This is a genomic window from Pseudomonas sp. yb_5, from assembly GCF_043103865.1.
GTDB classification, from domain to species: domain Bacteria; phylum Pseudomonadota; class Gammaproteobacteria; order Pseudomonadales; family Pseudomonadaceae; genus Aquipseudomonas; species Aquipseudomonas putida_Y.
In genome coordinates this window covers 47,154-66,030 of the sequence record NZ_JBICKE010000108.1, presented here as the reverse complement: position 1 = coordinate 66,030, position 18,877 = coordinate 47,154, and the positions used below count along the sequence as shown (strand labels likewise).

Genomic DNA, 18,877 nt, shown 5'->3' with positions numbered 1-18,877 from the left:
GGCCCAGGCCCTGCTTGCGGTGCCCTGTTCAGCGGCGCAGGAGGCGAGAGACCACCAGTGTGGCGGCGGCTGTGATGGCCAGTGCGGCGAAGGGCTTTTCCTTGACGAACGAAGACACGGTGTCCAGGGTGTTACCGTAGGTCTTGGTCAACTGGCCTGCGGCCTGGCGCGCATCGCCTTCGGCCTCCAGCGCCGGGTCTTCGACCAGACGGCCTACGGCGCTTTGCGCCTTGCCTGTGAGGTTTTCAGCAACACCTTCGATCTGTTCACGTTTCATGATGGTTTTGTTCCTTCCTGTGAGCGACTGAGTGTTAACAGCACAGGGTTAGGGTGGTGGCGCGTCGCAATGGTTCCACCGCAAGCAAGCTCGAAGACAACCAGACGGCCTTAACGAGCATTGTGACCGTTACGAACAGGGTAAGCCTGCAGCCTGGCGGGCCTTCTTCTCGAGGATCCGCGCCCCGGTCCCTTCCTTGGCCAGCACATCCTCGGGGTTGCGCAGCGGGCAGTCTTCAAGCGACAGGCAACCGCAGCCAATGCAGTTGTCCAGGCTGTCGCGCAGTGCCTCCAGTGTGCGAATGCGGGCATTCAGGTCTTCGCGCCAGGCCGTGGACATCTCGCTCCATTGTGCTGCCGTGAGCTTGCTGTTGGGGGCATAACGGCTGAAGGCCTGTTTGATTTCCTCAAGCGGAATTCCCGTGCGCTGGGCTACCTTGATGATCGCCAGGGTACGCAGCACCAGCGAGGGATAGCGGCGCTGGTTGCCTGCCGTGCGGACGCTGGCGATCAGCCCCTTGGTTTCGTAGAAGTGCAGGGCAGACACCGCCACGCCGCTGCGCTTGGCCACTTCACCCACTGTGAGCATCCGCGTGTTATCTGCTGCCATACGTGTTAGACCTAAAGTTAAATTGAGCTTTTATAAGCCTGCCCGGTCGGCGCCGCAACCTTTTTCGGGGCATTGGGGTATTGCACGAAGGTATTCGCCTTTGCCCATTACCTTCCAGCCGTTGGGCACGCTACCCAAAGCCACGACGCACGGTTCTCACCTCATAGCCCAACCCTTCCAGGTAGGCTTTTACGAGCGCCATGCGCCAGGGCTCAGGCTGATAGTGGCCGGACCAGTCGTCGACAATAAACACCCCCTTCTCATAGGCGATATAACCCGCAGCGCTAACGTTATTGCTGGCGTTGAAATTCCACATTTCAGCGCCGCTGGCGTGAGTATTCAAGAGGGCGTCAGTAGAGGCACCGAAGACTACCAGGGTCGTTTCGTCTCCTTCATTTATGAGTGTGTATTTGTAAATGAGTGATGGGCTGATTTTTTTGGCGCTATTGTTGTCGTTGATAATATTGATGTCTACGATACCCTTGCTTATAAAGCTTTTGGCATCCTTGAGTTCGGTTTGAAGGTGTTTGGCTTGGTTGTTAGAAAGTAGGTGTCCCGTATTGGAAGGTTTGAATCGTTTGCTATAAGTCTTGCCTATCTTGATAGCGGTCTGAACTAATGTATTGATTGCGTTTTTTCCGCTAGGGTCTTGTGCGTTGACAGGGTCGTTCAGGCAGTAGGCATAGGCGTTGATGCCGCCTTTGAGGAAAGGGCTTTGGTTGTCTGGGCTGATGAATCGCATCAAGCGTGGGATGAATATTCGGTACCCGTTTCCGAGTGCGTAACCGTTCAGCGCAGAAATGTAAAATTCACCATTGAACCCCGCTGCTCCGGTCGGCTTCGCATTGGCGTTTCGAAACCCATAGGGTGTGTAGTTTACTGGCTGGCCTGTTGTTGGGTCCGTGGGTGTTCGTGCGGCGCCATGTTGGTCACGGGCCTGACTTTCCGAACGGGGTGCAATGGCCGGATCTTGTTTTTTACGGGGTGTCGAAATTTTATGCGTTGACATATCTCTGACTCCGTCAGATCTGGCACTTGGCATCAGTGATTACCCATTAGCCATTCGTGCTGTTTCGACGTCTTTTCGCTGCCAGGCCTGCAGGCTTCAAAGTAAGGTGAGCTCCTACAGTCCTGCCCGATCTTTCACTGCCAGGGATCAAGGCGGACATTCCGATGAAGTACCCAAGGCGCCGGCAAATTTTTTAGTGCGCGAGGGCGCAACCTACGCACAAGAGCAGGTTGGTGAGACTCAATCGTTCGCGGGATACGCTGCCTCCGATATTAGCTTTGTTGCCGAGCACGAACACGTTAGAGACGTGCTGCATAGCCTTTAGAAGGCTTATTCTCCCTCAAGCTCGTTACTGCTATACCGAGCGACTCAAGATGGGCTTGCGCGGGTTTCAACTGCTCAACCGAAGGCATATAGTGTCCGGAAGAGCTGTCTAAAGTATAACCGTTGCCGTCTTTCATGATGCTTCCTGCACTGACAACGTCACTCTTGGTTCCGGTTATCCATTGACCAAGATGGGCGATACTTGGATGGCTGGGTTCATCTGCGCTGTAACTGCCTATGAAGAAATTTTTAGCGCGTGTAAAGATAAATTTATGTTTGAATTGAGAATCATTAAGTCTGGATAAGCTGGCGGGGTTTTCGACCAGGGTGATGTGGGTTGTTTGATTTTTTATTGATTGGATTGCGAGCTTTACGTCCTCACTCAACTCATCGACATACCAGTTGCCAAGTGCTTTCCAGTGATTGGTGTTTTCTGTCCTCGATGAAAGATTTTTCTTAAATTTGACCGCTGCCAAGGCTACAGTGCCCGCCGTCTTGAATCGGGATTTTCCGCTAGGGTCTGTTGCATTGATTGGGTCGTTCAGGCAGTAGGCATAGCAATTTAGACCGCCACGATCAAAAGGGCTCAGTGTGTCTGCGCTTATGAATCGCATCAAACGGGGGCTATAGATTCGGTGTCCATTACCGAGGGCGTAGCATTCCCTTAGGATAGATAGAGGCTCGCCATTGTAGCCTAAGATTCCGATCGGCTGCTTTTCGGCGTTTCGATAGCCATAGGGCAAGTAGTTGTTTGGCACGCGTTTTGATATATGCCTGGAGTAAGTGTCTGTAGACATGGTCTTGAGGAACCCAAGCTGAAGGAGGTATGAGTGTGCCTCACAGACCACAAGTTCGACACTGATAAAATTGTCAGGTGATTCCGGTTTAACGATGTCGTGATTGCCTCGCACTACCACCTCAACGTCTATCAGCAGCCAGGGGGTGCCAGCAACATTCTGCTGCCATGCCTGTTGACCTCAAGTTAAGTTGAGCTCTTATAGTCCTGCCCGATCTTTCCTGCAACCGCTTTCCCTGTGATCGGAGCTGTGCATGAACAAACGGATGTTACTGGCCTGGGCTGGCGCTGTTGCCGGTGCGCTGGCCGCTGCCTATGCGCTGGTGGGAAACGGCTCGGCGCCACCCGCCGCGGCGGTGTGGCCGGCGACCAAGGTGGCGCTGGCCACGGCCGAGCAGGTGCAACTGGCGCGGCAGCGCTTTGCTTCGGGGGAGTTGGAGGCGGTCAACCAGGTGCAGGTGGCGGCCGAGATGGCAGGGCGTATTACCCGCATCGCCTTCGAGTCGGGGCAGACAGTAGCGGCCGGGCAGTTGCTGGTGCAGCTCAACGACGCACCCGAGCAGGCCCTGCGCGTGCAGTTGCAGGCCAGGTTGCGTAACGCTGACGTAGTGCTGCAGCGTAGCCGCAAACTGCGCGCGATGAATGCCGTGTCGCAAGAGCTGCTGGACAACGCCGCCACTGCCGTGGACGTGGCCCGCGGTGAGCTGCAGCATGTCGAGGCGCTGATCGCGCAGAAGGCCATTCGTGCACCGTTTGCCGGCAAGCTCGGCATCCGCCGTGTGCATCAGGGGCAGTACCTGGGCGCTGGCGAGACCATCGTCAGCCTGGCCGACATCAGCCAGTTGCATGTGAACTTCGCCTTGGGCGAGCAGGCCGCCCCCGAAGTGCACGCCGGGCAAGTGCTGGCACTGACGGTGGACGCGGTGCGTGGGCAAGACTTCCAGGCCCGGGTGGTGGCGGTCGACCCGGTGGTCAGCAAAGCGCGCCTTGTGCAGGTACAGGCGGCCTTGGCGAACCCGCAAGGGCAGTTGCAACCGGGTATGTACGCCGGCGTGCGGCTTGAAGCTGCGCAGCCGTCGACCGTGCTGGCCGTGCCGGAAACCGCGATCACCTACACCGCCTACGGGCAGACGGTATTTGTCGCGACCCAGGACCCGCAGCATGGCACCCGGGTTAACCGGGTGCAGGTAACCACCGGTGAGCGTTGGCAGGGGCGGGTGGAGATTACCTCCGGCCTGACACCCGGTGACCGGGTGGTGGTTTCCGGCCAACTGAAACTGAGTGATGGCATGCCGGTCGAGCCAGTGGCGCAGGACAGCCTGCAGGTCAGCCAGGGAGGGCGGCAGTCGTGAGGTTTACCGATGTCTTCGTGCGCCGCCCGGTGCTGGCGCTGGTGGTCAGCAGCCTGATCATCCTGATGGGGCTGTTTGCCATGGGCAAGTTGCCAATCCGCCAGTACCCGTTGCTGGAAAGCTCGACCATTACCATCAGCACCGAGTACCCCGGTGCCTCCGCCGAGTTGATGCAGGGTTTCGTGACGCAGCCGATCACCCAGGCGGTGTCGTCGGTCGAAGGCATCGACTACCTGTCCTCGTCGTCGCAGCAGGGGCGCAGCCTGATCACCTTGCGCATGGTGCTCAACCGTGACTCGACCCAGGCGCTGGCCGAAACCATGGCCAAGGTCAACCAGGTGCGCTATCGCCTGCCGGAAAAAGCCTACGACCCGGTGGTGGAGCTGTCGGCAGGCGACTCCACTGCCGTGGCCTATGTGGGGTTTGCCAGCGACAGCCTGTCGATACCGGAACTGAGCGATTACCTGTCGCGGGTGGTGGAACCGCAGTTCTCTGGTATCGACGGCGTGGCCAAGGTGCAGTCGTTCGGCGGGCAGCGCCTGGCCATGCGCCTGTGGCTGGACAGTGAGCAGATGGCCGGGCGCGGGGTGACGGCGGCGGACGTGGCGCAGGCGGTACGTGCCAACAACTACCAGGCAACGCCGGGCCAGGTGCGCGGGCAGTACGTGCTGGCCGATATCCAGGTGGACACCGACCTGACCCGGGTCGAAGACTTCCGCGAGCTGATCATCCGCAATGATGGCACCGACCTGGTGCGCCTGCGCGATATTGGCACTGTCGAGCTGAGTGCGGCGGCCACGCAGACCAGCGCCACCATGGACGGCGAACCGGCCGTGCACCTGGGGCTGTTCCCCACGCCCAGCGGCAACCCTCTGGTGATCGTCGAGGGAATTCGCCAACTGCTGCCACAGATCCAGCAGACCTTGCCGCCTGGCGTGAAAGTGGCGCTGGCCTATGAAACCGCACGCTTCATCGATGCGTCGATCCATGAAGTGCTGCGCACCTTGGTGGAGGCGATGCTGATCGTGGTGTTGGTGATCTGGCTGTGCCTGGGTTCGCTGCGCAGCGTGCTGATCGCGGTGGTGGCCATTCCGCTGTCGATGCTGGGGGCCGCGGGCCTGATGTTGATGTTCGGTTTCAGCCTCAACCTGCTGACCTTGCTGGCGATGGTGCTGGCCATCGGCCTGGTGGTGGACGATGCGATTGTGGTGGTGGAAAACGTGCACCGGCATATCGAGGAGGGCAAATCGCCGGTCGCGGCAGCATTGGCCGGGGCGCGGGAAATTGCCGGGCCGGTGATCGCCATGACCCTGACCCTGGCGGCGGTGTATGCGCCCATTGGCTTGATGGGCGGACTGACCGGCACGCTGTTCCGTGAGTTTGCCTTGACCCTGGCGGGGGCGGTAATCGTGTCCGGCATTGTGGCGCTGACCTTGTCGCCGGTGATGAGCTCGCTGTTGCTGCAATCCGGTCAGCAGCATGGCGCAATGGCCACTCTCGCCGATCGGTTGTTTGGTGCGCTGAGCGGGGCCTATGGACGGGTACTGGCCTACACACTGGCACACCGTTGGATCGGTGGCGGCGTGGCGTTGCTGGTGTGCCTGAGCCTGCCCTGGCTGTACCTGCTGCCGCAGCGCGAGCTGGCGCCACCCGAGGACCAGGCGGCGGTGCTGACCGCCATCAAGTCGCCGCAGCATGCCAGCCTCGAATACGCAGAACGCTTCGCGCTGAAGCTCGACCAGATAATGAAGTCCATTGCCGAAACCACCGACACCTGGATCATCAACGGCACCGACGGCCCGGCCACCAGTTTCGGTGGCATCAACCTCAGCGCCTGGCAGGCGCGCGAGCGTTCCGCCGCACAGGTGCAGGCGCAGTTGCAGCAGGCCGTTGCGGATATCGAGGGCAGCAGCATCTTCGCCTTCCAGGTCGCGTCGCTGCCGGGCTCCAGCGGTGGCCTGCCGGTGCAGATGGTGCTGCGCAGCGCCCAGGATTACCCCGAGCTGTTCCAGACCATGGAAGTGCTCAAGCAACGCGCCCGCGACAGCGGCCTGTTCGCCGTGGTGGACAGCGACCTTGACTACAACAACCCGGTGGTCAAGGTACGCGTGGACCGGGCCAAGGCGGCGAGCCTGGGCATCAGCATGCAGGCCATTGGTGAGTCGCTGGGCGTACTGGTGGGCGAGCAGTACCTCAACCGCTTCGCCCTGTTCGGGCGTTCTTATGACGTGATCCCGCAGAGTATCCAGGACCAACGCCTGACGCCTGCGGCGCTGAGCCGCCAGTATGTGCGCGCCGAGGATGGCAGCCTGGTGCCGCTGGCCACGTTGGTGCGCCTGGATATCGAAGTGGCACCCAACCGCCTGTTGCAGTTCGATCAGCAGAACGCCAGTACCCTGCAGGCGATCCCGGCCCCGGGTGTATCGATGGGCAACGCCGTGGCATTTCTGGAACAGCTCACCGCCGAGCTGCCACCGGGCTTCAGCCACGACTGGCAATCGGAATCGCGCCAGTATGTGCAGGAGGGCTTTGCCTTGATGTGGGCATTTCTCGCCGCCCTGGTGGTGATCTACCTGGTGCTGGCGGCGCAGTACGAAAGCCTGGTCGACCCCCTGATCATTCTGGTGACCGTGCCGCTGTCGATCTGCGGTGCGCTGCTGCCGCTGGCGCTGGGCTGGGCCACGCTGAACATCTACACGCAGATTGGCCTGGTGACGCTGATCGGCCTGATCAGCAAGCATGGCATCCTGATGGTGGCGTTCGCCAACGAGATTCAGGTGCGCGACAACCTCGATCGTGCCGCCGCCATTGTTCGTGCGGCGCAAATACGCTTGCGGCCAGTGCTGATGACCACGGCGGCGATGACTTTTGGCGTGCTGCCACTGCTGTTCGCCAGCGGCGCCGGCGCCAACAGCCGTTTCGGGTTGGGGGTGGTGATTGTGTGCGGGATGCTGGTGGGGACCTTGTTTACCTTGTTCGTGCTACCGACGATCTACGCCTGGCTGGCACGCGATCACCGGGTGAGCACGGCGCGGGCGAGGCAGTTGGTCGAAGCTGAAAGGCAACTGGGGGCGCTTTAGGGGCAACGGTCTGTTCATTGGCTGAAAGTTGCACCATCCCTGTACGAGCGGGTTCAGGCGGGGGAGCGGTCGCGGCGCATCTGGGTGACCAAGGTAAAGCGGTCATCCGGGTGCACGGTCTCGGAAACCGCCATCAAATCACCATTTTCCTCGCGGTAGTGGCGGATGATCTTCAGCCCCGGCGAGCCCGCCTCGGCCTTCAGCACCCGGGCCATTTCCGCTGTCAGCAACACCGCGCGTACCTGCTGGTCGACCACTGCGATTGCCCGGCCATAGTGCTGTTCGATCAAGCCGGCAATCAGCTGGTCAGGGTGCTCGCGGGCCAGCTCGATGACCGCGGTGTAGTCGCGCTGTGCATACACGTCGGTCCAGCACAGCGGCGCGCAATCGTGCTGCCGGTCGACGCGGATGCTCGACACGCAGAAGTAATGCTCCCCCGGCACCAGCCCCAGCCTCGCCGCCTCGCTCAGGTCGGCGACAAAGTGGCGCACGCCCTGGATTTCCCGCTGCTGGGTGTCCGCCAGGTGCGCCAGCTCAGCCACACTGGCCAACGATTGCGAATAGCCGCCGCGTGGGCTGCTGGCCTCCACCCGGGTGCCCACGCGCTTGCGCCGCGACACCAGCCCTTGGGTGAGCAACTGGTCGATAGCGGCACGCACCGTGTGCCGGCTCACATTGTAAAGGTCGCACAGCTCGAACTCGGTCGGCAGCAGACTGCCCACCGGGTAGCGGCCGCTGGCAATCGCTTGCATCAAGTCCTTTGCCACGGTGGAGTAGCGCGTTGGGTTCATACCTTTGCTCGGGCTCGCCAATTTCATCGGTTGACAGTGTAACAGCGGCCGAATGCCGAACGCTCCGGCCGCCCACAGAGGTCAATGCTGCTGCCTGGCCCGGAGCAGCAGCGCTGCCAGGGCACACCCGACCAATGCCAGGCACGCCAGGTAGAACGCATCACTGTAGGCCATCAGGTAAGCCTCTCGCCGAATGGTCGCCGCCAACGCTTCCAGCATTTGCTGCTGATGCGGCAGCCAGCTTTGCACCGTCTGGTTGATGCGCGCCTGCACGCTTGGCTCGAACAGCGTCACCTGCTCGTGAATGCGCTCACTGTGAAAGCGTTCACGGGTCGCCACCAGTTGCGTCAACCCGGCCGTGCCGATGGCGCCACCCAGGTTGCGCAACATCGAGAACACCGCCGAGGCTGAGCCGGCTTCACGCTTGTCCAGCCCGGCCACCGCCAGCACCGATAACGCAACCATGATGAAAGGCTGGCCAATACCACGCACCACCGTGGACGGGATGATCACGTTGTCGGCACTGTCGGCGCTCAGGCTGGCCCCCAGCCAGCAGCCCAGCGCCATGATCAAAAAGCCGCTGGCGACCATGAACTTGGCACTGGTCCAGCCCATCAGCCGGGGCATCAACGGCGCCAGCAGCAACTGCACCACGCCATAGGCGATCAGCGCTACGCCCACGTCGTGCGCGCTGAACCCCTGCAACTGCGAGAGGTAGTTGGGCACCAGGAACACCAGGCCGAACGTGGCAGCGCCAAAGATGAACATCGCCACGCTGGCAACGCCGAAGTTGTAGTGCCCCAGCAAGCGCAGATTGATGAACGCGCGCTGGCCGAACAGCTGGGTCACCACGAACACCACCAAGGCAATGGTGGCGACCACGCTCATGCCGACGATGAGCGGCGAGCCGAACCAGTCCAGCCGGCCGCCTTCTTCCAGCACGATCTGCAAGCCGCCCAGGCCGATCACCATGGCCGCGATACCCAGCCAATCACCTTTGCGTAACAGTTCGAGCTTCATCGGCTTGGCCTCGATCGACCAGGCGATGGCCAACAGCAGCGCAATGCCGGGGAAAAGTTGCAGATAGAAGATCCAGCGCCACGAATAGGCATCGGTCAGCCAGCCGCCAATCGACGGCCCGGCGGCCTGCGCCACGCTGTTGGCCAGGCTGAACAGCGCCATGCCCATGGCCATCTTGCTGGCCGGCAGTTCGGTGATGATCAGCTGGAACGACAGGGGAATCAGCACCGCGCCCGCAGCCCCCTGGATCACCCGGATTACGATCATCGCCTCCAGGTTGGGCGCCCATGAGCAGGCCACCGAGGCGATCAGAAAGATGAGCGAGCCGGTCCACATGACCCGGCGCAGCGAGAACACGTCCACCAACCAGGCCGTCAGCGGAATCATCACGATTTCCGCCACCAGGTAGGCGGTGGAGATCCATGAGCCTTCCTCGAAGCTGGCACCCAGCGAGCCGCGGATTTCCGGCAGTGCGGCGCTGGTGACATGCACGTTCATGCCCGCCATGAAGCAGCCGAACAGGCCGCCAAGCACCGCTACCCAGGCGCGCAGCGAGACCGTTTGCTCAGTGCGCATCGGCGACCTCTGCGGGGCGTGTGTCGACTGTACTGACCACCGACATGCCGGGCAGTACCTGCGGGCCATCCAGCGGTTTGTCGAGCAAAATGCGCACCGGGAAACGCTGGACGATTTTGGTGAAGTTGCCGGTGGCGTTGTCCGACGGCAGCAAGGCGAAGACATTGCCCGAGGCTGGCGAAAAACTGGCCACATGGCCATGCAGTGGCTGGCTGGCGAAGCTGTCGACCCGTATTTCTACCGGTTGCCCGGGGCGCATGCGGGCCAGTTGGGTTTCCTTGTAGTTGGCCACCACATAGGCTTGCTGCAGGGGCACCACAGCCAACAGCGGCTGGCCCGGCACCACGTACTGGCCGGTGCGCACGCGGCGCTGGCCGACCACGCCAGTGATCGGCGCGCGGATCACGGTGTCCTGTTCGTCCTGCTCGGCGAGCTGCTGGTGGGCCTGGGCGCTTGCCAGGGCCGCTGCCCGTTGTTGCAGTTCGGCCTCGGCCTGGGCTGACCGGGCCTTGGCCATGGCCAGTTGTGAGCGTTGCTGGCGCAGCGCGGCCTGGGCACCTTGCAGCGCGGCTTGTGCCTGGCTGGCATGGGCACTGGCGGTTTCCAGGCGCTGCACGGTCGCTGCGTCGTCACGCACCAGGCCACGGTAGCGTTGGACATCCAGTTCACTGCGACGCTGTTCGGCGGTGGCGCTGCGCACGACGGCCTCGGCCTGCAGGATGGCTTGCTGTTGCTGGTCGATGCGCTCGGTCGCTACCTGTTGGCTGGCCTGGGCGGCGGCCAGTGCCGCCTGTGCCTCGGTCACACCAGCCCGGGCCTGGTCGAGGCGGGCGCGGTAGTCGCGGTTTTGCAGGCGCACCAGCACATCGCCGGCTTTCACCGGCTGGTCGTCAGCCACCTCGACCTCGACTACGTAACCCGCCACGCGTGGGCTCAGGGCCACCCAGTCGGCGCGGACGTAGGCATCGTCGGTGGTTTCCAGATAGCGGCCGGTGCTGAACCAGTAGCTGGTGAAGGCCAGCAGGGTGATTGCGGCCAGGCTGCCGCTGGCGATGACTGCCAGGCGGCGACGGGTTTTAGCGCTCGGCCGCTGTTCAGTTTCGGCGGGTGAGGGTTTGTCTACGGCAACATTCATGGTTGGTTTCCAATCTCGAATTGGGCCTGCTGGCTGTCGGTTGTGGGAGCCACTGTCTTGCTCAATTTCTAAAAGCTGGCGCGATCCGTGTGGGAGCGGGCTTGCCCGCGAACACGGGCGAAGCCCGTGCCATCCACCGCGGTGTATTCTTCGCGGGTAAACCCGCTCCTACAGTGAGCGGTGCTCGCTGCTGGTCTTGCTTCTCGCTACCACCGCCCGCCCAGCGCGCGGAACAGGTTTACCTGCGCTTGCGCCAGGCGCCCTCGGGCTTCTGTGTGGTTGGCCTGCAGGCTGATCATTTCGCGCTCGCTGTCGAGCAGGGCCAGCCCGTCCACGGTGCCGGCACGGTAGTTACCCTGGGCCAGGGCAAAGCTGTGCTGGCTGTGCGCCAGGGCTGCGTCCAGCGCCTGCAACCGTTGTCGCTCGCCGTCGTAGCGGGCCAGTGCCTGGCGCACGTCTTTCAGCGCGCTCAGCGCTACGCCGCGGTAACGGGCGACCTGCGCCCGCTGCAATGCCTCGGCCTTGCTCACCCGTGCGCGGTTGGCTTTCAGGTTGGGAAACTCCCAGCGGATCAGCGGGCCAATGCCGAACATCACCGCGCGGCTGTCGCCGAGGTTGGCAAGGTGATGGTCCGAAGACGTCAACGAAGCGCCGAAGCTGACCTTTGGGTAAAGGTCGGCCCGCACGATGTCGGTCTCCAGGGTGGCCGCCTGCAGTTCCCGTTCGGCCTGGCGCACATCTGGCCGGCGTTCGAGCAAATGCCAGCCATCGCCAGCCGGCAGCGGCACCGACAGCGTGGGGATGGCTACGCAGGTCGTGGCCTCGGCCACCGAGGCCTGGCCACTGAGCATGCTCAGTTCGTAAAGTGCCATCTGCCGCCGGGCTGAGAGCATCGGCAGTTGCGCACGCACCTGTTCCCGCAAGCCCAGCAGGCGCTCGCTGTCGAGGGCAGTGGCCACACCGGCCTGGCGCTGACGCTGGCGGAGTTGCACGCTGTGGTCGAGGGTTTGCAAGGCCTGCTTCGCTGCCTCCAGGCGCGCCGCGTAGGTGCACTGGTCGATGTAGGCGCGGGTGGTCTGGGCGACCACCTGCAGGCGTACCAGGTCTAGCGCCGCAGCGCTGGCTTCGGCTTGCACCCTGGCACGTTGGATGGCGGCGCGTACCTGGCCCCAGATATCCACCTGATAGGCCAGTTCGATGCCCGGGTTGAATTGCCATTGCGACGGCGCGTTGCTGTCGGTCGCCTCGGCCAGCGTCTGGTCATCGGCGCGCCTGCCATAGGTAGCGGCAACGCCCATCTCGGTAGACGGCCAGCGCCTGGCGTCGAACTCGCCGATGCCGGCCAGCATGGCCTGCACGTTGGCCTCGGCCTGTGCCAGGCCTTGGTTGTGCGCCAGGGCTTGCTGTACCCAGCGATTGAGTTGGGGGTCTTGATACAGTGCCCACCAGCGTTCGGGCAGGGGCTGTTTGCTGACGCCGGCCGGCATGTTCGCCAGCGGGTCTGCCTGCAGCGCTACAGCGGGTTCGGCAGGTGTGGGTTGGTGGCCGCACGCCGCGAGTGCAGCAAGCATGCCGAGGGCTGTGGCAAGCCGGGCAGGGCCGGGAAATGAGTGCAGTAAGGGCATCACGGTTGTCGCTCAAAGGTTGTGATGCGAGGTTAACGAGGGTTGCATGGGCGTCGCTGTCGCAAGCGGGACAACCCTGCGCGCAAGCGGGACAACCTGAGGCTCAGTACTCGCGCGCGGCACCGTTTTGCCAATCACTCGGCGCATAGCCGAGGATGCGCTTGAACATGGCAGTAAAGGCGCTGGCGCTCTGGTAGCCGTGCTCCAGCGCAACGTTCAGGATCGGCTTGCCATCGGCCAGGCACTGCTGGCTGAGCATCACCCGGGCACGGGCGCGCCATTGGCCATACGACATGCCCACCTCGCGCTGGAACAGCCTGGCCACACTGCGGGCACTCATGTTCAGTTGTGCGCCGCATTGCTCCAGGGTCAGGTCCTGGGCCGGGTCCTGCAGGAAGCGCTCGCACCAGGCACGCAGGCGTGCGTGCTGCGGCGTCGGGACGAAGGCATCGATGCGCCGGGCGGCGGCGAGTTCGTACAGGATCAGCGCCCGAGCATGCGCACCGTCGCGCAGGTTCAGCACCCGTGACGCCGCCAGGATCAGTTCGCGCAGCAGGCCGGACACGACGATGACCTGGCAGCGTTCGATGTGGGCGTCGAGCAGCAAGGTGCGCATGCAGACCACGCCTTCCATGCGGATGGCATGGCTGACCCCCGCGGGCATCCACAAGGCATGCCCGCCGGGGATCACCCAGCTGCCGCCTTCGCTGCTGACCCGCATCACGCCGCTGGCGGCGTAGATCAGCTGGTCTTCGGCGTGGCAGTGGCAGGCCACTTCATCGCCGTGTCCGTAGTCCCTTTCCAGTGCTTGCATGCAGGCCATCCTCGTTATTGGATCCAATTATATCGAGGCGACCCTGTGCCGGGTTGCGAAGTGTGGGCTACGAGCGAATTGCCATGATTACAAATGGCTGTAAGGCGATTTTTTATGGTTAATTATTGCTGTGAAGTCAGAGACTACAGCTTGAAAGTTGTGAGTCTTGTTAAATCCAGACATCGCTCTCTGCTGTGCGATTCCCCCCTTCATGACCGGTATTCAGAATGCCCCGCGGTTCGATCATCATCAGTTTCGCTTCGCCTTGCGCAGCGGTCCGGTGCTCGACGCCGCGGGGCACAACATAGAGTTCCCCGGGGTTCACATGCACGCAGCCATCCGGCAGGTCGATACGCAGGGTGCCTTCCAGCACCAGGAATGCTTCGTCGGTCTCCGGGTGCGCGTGCCAGATGAATTCGCCTTCGATGCGCACGACCTTGAACTGGTAATCGTTCATCTCGGCAACGACCCTGGGGCTCCATTGCTGTTCGATAAGCGCTGCCTTGTGGACCAGGTTCACTGGCAGGGAGGGATGTGGGTGACGGGATTCAGGCATGACAGTTCCTCGGAAAGTGGAGTGTTCAGCCTATCGCTCCGGGTGAGTCCGGTTCTTGTACGATCCTGCAAGCCTGTTCTCACGGGGTGCGCGGGCGCCTGCGGTAACTCAGCGTGACGCTCGCAAACGCTCCAGCCAGCGTAACGGCGGTACGCCATAGCAGCGGGTGAAGTGCCGGGTCATGTGGCTCTGGTCATGAAAGCCTGCGGCAATGGCGGCGTCGACCAAGGTGAAGCCGTCCAGGATCATTCGGCGCAAGCAGTCGAGGCGGCGCAGGGTGACAAAGCGATAGGGGCTGGTGCCGTACAGCGTGCGAAAGTCCCGCGACAGGCTCCAGCGTTCGCGGCCACTGGCCTGTTCCAGCATGTCCAGTGTTATGCCCACATGCAGGTGTTCCATGATGAAGGCTCGGGCGCGTTCGGCTGCCTGGTAATCCAGGCGCTTGCGCCCGCGCGGCTTGCCGCCGACGGCCCGCAAGGCGATCGCCAGGTCATACAGGGCGTCCTGTTCTTCCAATGGTTCCAGCGCGTGGTCCACTGCCTGTACGAACGCTTCGCTGGCGTGGTACAGACGCGGGTCGCTGGACAGCCCGCCAGCGATGAAGGGCAAAGGCTGACCACCCAGCACGTTCTGGATCAGTGCCGGGTCGACGTAGGCCATGCGGTAGCGAAAGCCTGCGTCGGTGCCGGCCATGCCGTCATGCTGTTCGTCCGGGTGCAGCACCAGCGTGTTGCCCGGTATGCCGTGCCGCAGCGAACCCTTGTAGTGGAAGCTTTGCACGCCGGCCAGCGTACGGCCGATCGAATAGGTATCGTGGCGATGCGGGTCGTAGCCGTGGCTACCGAACCAGGCTTCGATACGCTCGATACCGCCCGGTTGGGCACTACGGATGACCCAGTCGGACGGCGGTAGGGGCTTCGCTTTGCGGGCCATCGCGGTCAGTGCCTCCTGCTCACGCCCGGGTGGGCAGGCTCATGTGCAGCAAGGGGAACGGGCGACCTTCGCCATCCAGTGGTGAACGGCCAGTCTGGACGAAGCCATAGTGCTGGTAGAACGCTGTTGCCTGTGGGTTCTGCTCGTTGACATCGACACTCATCGCACTGCGTGACTGGCGGCCGAAATCCAGCAGTGCACGGCCAATGCCCTGGCCGTGACGCGCTGGATCGACGAAGAGCATTTCCACATGGTTTTCATTGAAGCCGATAAAGCCCTGTGGTTGGTCATCGGTGTCTACCGCAACCCACAGCTCCACGGCCGGGAAGTACACGTCGCGCAGCTGTGGCAATAGTGCGTCGATGTCGGAGGGTTGCAGAAAGTGGTGCGTCGCGCGAACAGCGCGCAGCCAGATGTCGAGCAGCTGCGGGTAGTCTGCAGCGATGCCTTGGCGAATGATCATGTTGTCATCCTGAGTGCATTGATGGCGGATGGGCGCGCCAGTGAGCGGCGGCCATGCAAGTGTCGGCATCATGAATGACCGCTTCGCGAGTCAACGCCTGGGCGGTGCACGGCAGGGGAGGCCGGAAGGGAAGAAAGCGGAAGATTACCCCGGTCGCTCAGTAGAGGGCAATGGCGATTGGGTAGGGTGCAGTGCAGGTTTCGACTCGGCTAGGATGCATGTCGATGCTGGAATTGAACCCGAACAACAAGAACGGCCCGGGAGCACCCATGAACCGCAACGAACTGCGCAAAGCCGATATCAACCTGATGGTGGTGTTCGAAGCGCTGATGCAGGAACGCAACCTCACCCGTGCCGCGGAGAAGCTGTTCGTCGCCCAACCCACGGTCAGCGCCGCGCTGGCCAGGTTGCGTGCGATGTTCAACGACCCGTTGCTGGTTCGAGTGGGCAACCGCATGGAGCCCTCGGCCAGGGCCGAAGAGGTGATCAAGTACCTCACGCCAGCCTTGGATGCGATGTCCGTCGCCCTCAGCATGACCCATGATTTCGACCCGCTGACCAGCAAGATGACCTTCCGCATCGGCTTGTCCGATGATGTCGAGTCGGGCCTGTTGCCGCCGCTGTTGCGGGCGCTGCGGGTGGAGGCGCCAAACGTGGTGGTGGTCGTGCAGCATGTGGACTACTGGCGCATTCCGGACCTGCTGGCGGCGGGCGACGTGACGGTGGGTATCAGCCAGACCAAGGGCCTGCCCGCCAATGCCAAACGCAAGGTGCTACGCACCCTGCAAGCCAGGGTAGTACGGGCCGACAAATCCACCACGCCGCTTTCGCTGGATGAGTTTTGTCAACGCCCGCATGTTCAGGTTTCGCCGACCGCCAACACCCAGGGTGTGGTCGACGACTGGTTGAAAGACATCGGCCGTGAACGCAAGGTGGTGTTGTCGGTGCCGCAGTTCAGTTCGCTGCCGGCGATTCTGGCCGGTACCGACCTGCTGGCCTGCTGCCCGGACTATGCCGCACAAGGCATGGAGCGTTGGGGCAACCTGCAGGCCGAGACGCTGCCGTTCGAGACTGCTGCACTGGAGCTGGCCATGGTCTGGTTGAGCACCACCGACAGCGACCCGGCCGAGCGTTGGCTGCGTAGTCGCCTGGAGCACTATATGGGCGGACTACGGGAAGCGGTCATGGGATGATGTCGGTCTCCAGGCTCAGCAGATCCTGCACCGTCTGCCGCCGGCGGATCATCCGCAACTCCCCGCCCTCGATCAGAAACTCCGGCAGCAGCGGCCGGCTGTTGTAGTTCGACGACATCGACGCGCCATAGGCGCCGGCATCGTGGATCACCAGCAGGTCGCCTACCTGTGCCTGAGGCAGGTCCTGCGGGGTCAGTTCCTGGTCATTCTGAGTGAACACGTCACCCGATTCACACAACGGCCCGGCCACCACGGTCGGCTGCCGTGGGCGGTCCACCGGCTGACCGTTGGCATCGAGCAGGGTCATGCCGTGGTAGGCGCCGTACATCGCCGGGCGCATCAGGTCGTTGAAGCCGGCGTCGATCATGACGAAGGTATTGCGGCCCACTTGCTTGACAGCGCGCACTTCGGCCACCAGGTAGCCCGACTCGGCCACCAGGAAGCGCCCTGGCTCGATTTCCATGCGCACGGGGTGGCCGAGCAGCGCTTCGATTTCCTTGCGCGCTATCGCCCAGGTCTGCGCATAGCGCTGCAGGTCGACCGGTTTGTCGGTGCTGCGGTAAGGGGTAGAAAGCCCACCGCCGATGGAGAACGCCTCGATGTCCACGCCCAGGCGGCCGATCAGCTCGATCATCGAGCGGGCCACCTGTTCCAGGTGCTGGTAATCCACCCCGGAGCCAATGTGCATGTGCACGCCCACCAGGTGCAGGCCATGGATCTTGATGCACGCCAGCGCCTCGTCCAGTTCTTCGTGCCAGATACCATGCTTGCTGTTTTCGCCGCCGGTATTGGTCTTGCGGCTGTGGCCATGGCCGAAACCCGGATTGATGCGGATCCACACACGGTGGCCGGGCGAGCGTTCACCCAGTTGGCGCAGCATGTCGATGGAGCCAGCGTTGACTTCGATCTTCGAGGCCACCACCCGCTCCAGGGTGGGGCGGTCCAGTGCGTCACAGGTCAGCACCACGCCGGCTGGGTCACCGTCAACGCTCGCGCCGGCGGCGAAGGCCCGCTCCATCTCACCCAGCGACACTGCATCCAGCACCAGGCCATGGGCGCGCATCAGGCGCAGCACATGCACGTTCGGGTTGGCTTTCTGGGCGAAACGTACGGTGTCGAATACGTTCAGCTGCTCGACGCGATCGGCGATTGTGCGGGTGTCGTATGCCCATAGCGGCGAGCCGTGCTGGCGAACAGCCTCGGCCAGGAGGGTGAAGGGTGCGGTCATGGTGGCGTCACTCGTATAAGGAAGGCCACGAGGATGAGCCAAAGGGTGAATTCAGAAAAATAGCTATTCTTCTGCCAGCCATTCATATCTGATATACCTATTGTCAACGCTTCGGGTATTTGCCGTGAAACTGTCCGTCCGCCACATCGAAGTGTTCCGCGCCATCATGGCCGCTGGCAGTGTCACGGGTGCCGCGCGCCTGCTGTTCACCTCGCAGCCCACCGTCAGCCGCGAGTTGGCCCGGTTGGAGCAAGTGACCGGCCTGAATCTGTTCGAACGCGAGGGAGGGCGCCTGGTGGCCACCGCCCAGGCGTTGCTGCTGATCGAGGAGGTCGAGCGCGCCTACGTCGGGCTGGAGCGGATCGATCGCTTTGCCCAGGCCATCCGCAACTTCGAGCAGGGCCGGCTGGCCATCACCTGCCTGCCGCTGTTCTCGCAAACCTTGTTGCCCAAGGCTTGCCAGCGCTTTCACCAGCAGCACAGGGGCGTGAGCGTGAGCATTCTGGCGCAGGAGTCGCCTTTGCTGGAGGAGTCACTGGTTGCCCAGCAGCATGACCTTGGCCTGACTGAAGTCGAACAGATACCGCGTGGCGCGTATGGAGAATTGCTGTTCAGTGCCAACATGGTGTGCGTGTTGCCCGAGCATCACCCGCTGCAGGTGAAGGCTGAACTGGAGCTGAGTGATTTCCATGAGGTCGATTTCATCAACCTGGCCAGCCTGGATACCTACCGGCAGCGTCTTGATCAGCACTTTCGTGCGGCCGGGGTCAACCGCCGCACGGTTATCGAGACCACCAGTGCCGCGTCGGTGTGCGCCATGGTCAGGCAAGGCCTTGGGGTGGCGATCATCAACCCGCTGAGCGGGCTGGAGGCGGCGCAAAGCGGGTTGCCGATCCGCCGGTTACGGGTATCGGTGCCCTATCAGGTGATGCTGATACGCCCGGACCATCGGCCGGCATCGGCAGCGGTGGAGCCGTTTTGCGAGGCGTTGCGGGTGCAGGCGCAAGAAATGCAGGCAGCATTGGGCTAGGGCTTTCCGGGGCACTCAGATTCCATGCCACCCACCGCTGTGCCTGCTTCGCGGGTAAACCCGCTC

Annotated in this window: 17 protein-coding genes; 4 read left to right on the top strand and 13 right to left on the bottom strand. The window is 62.6% G+C overall.

What is annotated here, in order from left to right; genetic code table 11:
* Positions 1–28: 28 nt before the first annotated feature.
* The 4 genes from ACF8GF_RS20200 to ACF8GF_RS20185 form a co-directional block, all read right to left on the bottom strand.
* A complete protein-coding gene (locus ACF8GF_RS20200; protein ID WP_176684453.1) occupies positions 29–277 on the bottom strand; it encodes a CsbD family protein in 249 nt (82 codons plus the stop codon).
* A gap of 129 nt (positions 278–406) precedes the next feature.
* A complete protein-coding gene (soxR, locus tag ACF8GF_RS20195) occupies positions 407–886 on the bottom strand; it encodes a redox-sensitive transcriptional activator SoxR (protein WP_176684452.1) in 480 nt (159 codons plus the stop codon).
* Between the two features lie 130 nt (positions 887–1,016).
* Entirely contained in the window at positions 1,017–1,895 is an 879-nt protein-coding gene (locus ACF8GF_RS20190; RefSeq protein WP_392488412.1) for an RHS repeat-associated core domain-containing protein, read from the bottom strand.
* Between the two features lie 299 nt (positions 1,896–2,194).
* Positions 2,195–3,016 (bottom strand): RHS repeat-associated core domain-containing protein, encoded by an 822-nt coding sequence (locus ACF8GF_RS20185; protein WP_392488411.1) that lies wholly within the window; start codon positions 3,014–3,016, stop codon positions 2,195–2,197.
* A gap of 253 nt (positions 3,017–3,269) precedes the next feature.
* Between ACF8GF_RS20185 and ACF8GF_RS20180 the strand changes: the two genes are divergently transcribed.
* Together ACF8GF_RS20180 and ACF8GF_RS20175 are read left to right on the top strand one after the other, a co-directional pair.
* Positions 3,270–4,367 carry an efflux RND transporter periplasmic adaptor subunit gene (locus ACF8GF_RS20180; RefSeq protein WP_392488410.1) on the top strand — a complete coding sequence of 366 codons (1,098 nt, stop codon included), beginning with the start codon at positions 3,270–3,272 and terminating at the stop codon, positions 4,365–4,367.
* The gene (locus ACF8GF_RS20175) at positions 4,364–7,447 is read left to right on the top strand and encodes a MexW/MexI family multidrug efflux RND transporter permease subunit (RefSeq protein WP_392488409.1); all 3,084 of its coding nucleotides are present in this window, start codon (positions 4,364–4,366) and stop codon (positions 7,445–7,447) included. Before ACF8GF_RS20180 ends, ACF8GF_RS20175 begins: the two co-directional genes overlap by 4 nt.
* 53 nt (positions 7,448–7,500) lie before the next feature.
* Here ACF8GF_RS20175 and ACF8GF_RS20170 read toward each other — a convergent pair whose 3' ends face one another.
* From ACF8GF_RS20170 to ACF8GF_RS20135, 8 genes are all read right to left on the bottom strand, one after another.
* On the bottom strand, positions 7,501–8,238 hold the full coding sequence (locus ACF8GF_RS20170) for a GntR family transcriptional regulator (RefSeq protein WP_176684447.1): 738 nt from the start codon (positions 8,236–8,238) through the stop codon (positions 7,501–7,503).
* Positions 8,239–8,319: 81 nt separating this feature from the next.
* Positions 8,320–9,834 (bottom strand): DHA2 family efflux MFS transporter permease subunit, encoded by a 1,515-nt coding sequence (locus ACF8GF_RS20165; protein ID WP_176684446.1) that lies wholly within the window; start codon positions 9,832–9,834, stop codon positions 8,320–8,322.
* Complete coding sequence (locus ACF8GF_RS20160) at positions 9,824–10,969, bottom strand: HlyD family secretion protein (RefSeq protein ID WP_176684445.1); 1,146 nt, start codon at positions 10,967–10,969, stop codon at positions 9,824–9,826. The genes ACF8GF_RS20165 and ACF8GF_RS20160 overlap by 11 nt, the downstream gene beginning before the upstream one ends.
* 206 nt (positions 10,970–11,175) lie before the next feature.
* Entirely contained in the window at positions 11,176–12,594 is a 1,419-nt protein-coding gene (locus ACF8GF_RS20155; RefSeq protein WP_176684444.1) for an efflux transporter outer membrane subunit, read from the bottom strand.
* 103 nt (positions 12,595–12,697) lie between these two features.
* Positions 12,698–13,408, bottom strand: coding sequence for an AraC family transcriptional regulator (locus ACF8GF_RS20150; RefSeq protein ID WP_392488408.1), 711 nt, complete (start codon positions 13,406–13,408; stop codon positions 12,698–12,700).
* A 169-nt stretch (positions 13,409–13,577) separates the two neighbouring features.
* The gene (locus tag ACF8GF_RS20145; RefSeq protein ID WP_010953073.1) at positions 13,578–13,964 is read right to left on the bottom strand and encodes a cupin domain-containing protein; all 387 of its coding nucleotides are present in this window, start codon (positions 13,962–13,964) and stop codon (positions 13,578–13,580) included.
* Between the two features lie 108 nt (positions 13,965–14,072).
* The gene (locus ACF8GF_RS20140; RefSeq protein ID WP_392460983.1) at positions 14,073–14,897 is read right to left on the bottom strand and encodes an AraC family transcriptional regulator; all 825 of its coding nucleotides are present in this window, start codon (positions 14,895–14,897) and stop codon (positions 14,073–14,075) included.
* A gap of 19 nt (positions 14,898–14,916) precedes the next feature.
* Positions 14,917–15,360 carry an acetyltransferase gene (locus ACF8GF_RS20135; RefSeq protein WP_392488407.1) on the bottom strand — a complete coding sequence of 148 codons (444 nt, stop codon included), beginning with the start codon at positions 15,358–15,360 and terminating at the stop codon, positions 14,917–14,919.
* Between the two features lie 269 nt (positions 15,361–15,629).
* Between ACF8GF_RS20135 and ACF8GF_RS20130 the strand changes: the two genes are divergently transcribed.
* The gene (locus ACF8GF_RS20130; RefSeq protein WP_209964571.1) at positions 15,630–16,553 is read left to right on the top strand and encodes a LysR family transcriptional regulator; all 924 of its coding nucleotides are present in this window, start codon (positions 15,630–15,632) and stop codon (positions 16,551–16,553) included.
* On the opposite strand, the gene lysA is transcribed toward ACF8GF_RS20130, so the two are convergent.
* Positions 16,543–17,781 (bottom strand): diaminopimelate decarboxylase, encoded by a 1,239-nt coding sequence (gene lysA, locus ACF8GF_RS20125; protein ID WP_176684440.1) that lies wholly within the window; start codon positions 17,779–17,781, stop codon positions 16,543–16,545. The two genes, ACF8GF_RS20130 and lysA, sit on opposite strands and share 11 nt — an antisense overlap.
* Before the next feature lie 124 nt (positions 17,782–17,905).
* Between lysA and ACF8GF_RS20120 the strand changes: the two genes are divergently transcribed.
* Positions 17,906–18,811 carry a LysR family transcriptional regulator gene (locus tag ACF8GF_RS20120; protein WP_392488406.1) on the top strand — a complete coding sequence of 302 codons (906 nt, stop codon included), beginning with the start codon at positions 17,906–17,908 and terminating at the stop codon, positions 18,809–18,811.
* Positions 18,812–18,877: the final 66 nt, after the last annotated feature.